This is a genomic window from Dokdonella sp. (assembly GCF_036518555.1).
GTDB lineage: Bacteria > Pseudomonadota > Gammaproteobacteria > Xanthomonadales > Rhodanobacteraceae > Dokdonella_A.
The window spans coordinates 1-2,058 of record NZ_DATDMY010000078.1; the positions used below are offsets into that span (position 1 = coordinate 1).

Below are 2,058 nucleotides of genomic sequence, written 5' to 3' on the forward strand. Positions count from 1 at the left end.
CGACCGGCGAATGCATGCCGCGATGGCCGGGCAGGAAGGTGCTCACCGATCGGCGCTGCGCAGAGCCCATGCCACGATGCCCGCTCCGACCGCCTCGGCCGCGACGAACATCGGCACGCTCTGCGGCGCGATGCCCGCGAAGGAATCGCTGAACACGCGCCCGAACGCCGCGGCCGGATTGGCGAACGACGTCGACGAGGTGAACCAGTACGCGGCGCCGATGTACGCGGCGACGAGCGCGGCGACTTTGTCCTTCGGCGCGCGCAGCACGACGAGCAGCAGGCCGGCGGTCGCGACGGCTTCGCCGAGCCAGAGGCCCCAGCCGGTGCGCGCGTGCGTCGCCCATTGCAGCACGCGCAGGTCGAACATCGCGTTGGCGAGCCAGGCGCCGGCGGCGGCGCCGGCAGCTTGCGCGCCGAAATAAGGCGCGACGTCACGACGCGCGACATGTCCGCGCTGCGCGAGTACCGCGGTCACGAGCGGGTTCATGTGCGCGCCACTGATCGGGCCGGCGATCTCGATGAGCACGTAGAGGATCGCGACCGTCGCGCCGGTGTTCGCGAGCAACGCGATCGCCGCGTTGCCGCCGGCGAGGCGCTCGCCCATGATGCCGGAGCCGATCACCGCGCAGAGCAGCACCGCGGTCGCGACGAACTCCGCGGCGAGGCGGACGCGCAGGCGCGTCACGGCGCGAAGGCCATGCTGGTTGCGGAACGGACCGCCTCGACCATTCCGTTCGCGCCGAGCACAGCGCCGACGGCGCGACGTCGAAGGGTCGCGACGCGCGGCAATGTTCGATGTTTCGACTCCGCGGAGCGTTGTTTCGCTGCGGTCGACACGAATGGACGTGATGCGGGATGGGCTCCGAGTGCACAGTCCGTCATGGCGTCTTACCGATCTCTCGCAAGTGCTTCTGCATCGACAGGCGATCGAGCGTGTCGAGCGGCAACGCGAGCAGCAGTTCGACGCGTCGCCGCAACGTCGTCATCGCGGCGAGGTACGCGCGGCGCTTCGTTTCGTCGTCGCCTTCGACCGCGGCGGGATCGGGCACGCCCCAGTGCGCGGACGCGGGATGGCCCGGCCAGATCGGGCAGGTTTCGGCGGCCGCGTTGTCGCACACGGTGATCACGACATCGATCGGCGGCGCGCCGGGTGCCGCGAATTCGTCCCAGCTCTTGCTGCGCAGGCGATCGGCCGGATAGCCGAGTTCCGTCGCGAGTTCCGCGGCGATCGGCTGGACGCGTCCCGCGGGCTGGCTGCCCGCGCTGTACGCTTCGAAGCGCCCCTTGCCGAGCGTGCCGAGCAGGGCTTCGGCGAGGATGCTGCGCGCGGAATTGCCGGTGCAGAGGAACAGTACGTTGCGCATCGCACTCAGCCGCAGCGCGACGTCGAGGCGGGGCCGCAGCAGGCTGCCTTGGTTTCCTTCACGACCGGCGCCGGTCCGCAGCACGCCGCGTCGTCGGTCGGTGCGAAGTAGGTGGTCGCTTCGCCGTGCGTCTGGAACGTTTCCCAGCGCAGGCCTTGCGGATCCTCGGACCAGTATTTGTCCGAGCGCGCGTAGCAGCAGGTCGTGCCGGTCTCGGCGAGCTTGATCGCGTCGGCCGCGGCGAGGCGCGCGCCGATCTCGGCGAGTTCGTCGGCGGATTCGGCCTGCAGGCCGAGGTGATCGACGCCGGCGACGCGGTCGCGACGCGAGATCGCGAAGTTGATGCGCGGATCGTCTAGCATCCACTTCGCATAGTCGGGCTTCACCACGGCTGGCGTGGTCGCGAACAGCTGCGAGTAGAACGCGATGCTCGCGTCGAGGTCGGTCACGTTCACGTGTACATGGAAGCGTTTCATCGCTTGCTTCTCCGCGTGGGTTTCGGTGGGCAGCCGCGCTCGGGCGTGCAGGCATCGCCGGCGCAGCAGTTTTCAGTGAGATAGGCGAGCAGGGCGTTCATGCGTGCGTAGTCGGCACGGACGCGGATCACGCGGCCCTGCCGCTCGTCGCTGACGAGCCCGGCCGCGCGCAGCACGTTGAGGTGCGCGGTGAGCGTCGCCGGCGGAAGCTCCAGC

At 69.9% G+C, this 2,058-nt stretch carries 3 protein-coding genes and 1 pseudogene; all 4 read right to left on the reverse strand.

Going from position 1 to position 2,058, the window contains the following annotated elements:
• Positions 1 to 42: 42 nt before the first annotated feature.
• Positions 43 to 687 (reverse strand): aquaporin, encoded by a 645-nt coding sequence (locus VI238_RS05025; RefSeq protein WP_331649114.1) that lies wholly within the window; start codon positions 685 to 687, stop codon positions 43 to 45.
• A 193-nt stretch (positions 688 to 880) separates the two neighbouring features.
• Positions 881 to 1,366: an arsenate reductase ArsC gene (locus tag VI238_RS05030; RefSeq protein WP_331649116.1), complete on the reverse strand. Its 486-nt coding sequence runs from the start codon at positions 1,364 to 1,366 to the stop codon at positions 881 to 883.
• 5 nt (positions 1,367 to 1,371) lie between these two features.
• Positions 1,372 to 1,842, reverse strand: coding sequence for an ArsI/CadI family heavy metal resistance metalloenzyme (locus VI238_RS05035; RefSeq protein WP_331649118.1), 471 nt, complete (start codon positions 1,840 to 1,842; stop codon positions 1,372 to 1,374).
• Positions 1,839 to 2,058: pseudogene (locus VI238_RS05040) on the reverse strand (helix-turn-helix domain-containing protein); the annotation flags it as partial. The pseudogene VI238_RS05040 and the gene VI238_RS05035, both read right to left, overlap by 4 nt.

Bases quoted from the DNA above. Each gene is read 5' to 3' on its own strand.
- VI238_RS05030 (WP_331649116.1), bottom strand. From the start codon at position 1,366: ATGCGCAACGTACTGTTCCTCTGCACCGGCAATTCCGCGCGCAGCATC.
- VI238_RS05035 (WP_331649118.1), bottom strand. From the start codon at position 1,842: ATGAAACGCTTCCATGTACACGTGAACGTGACCGACCTCGACGCGAGC.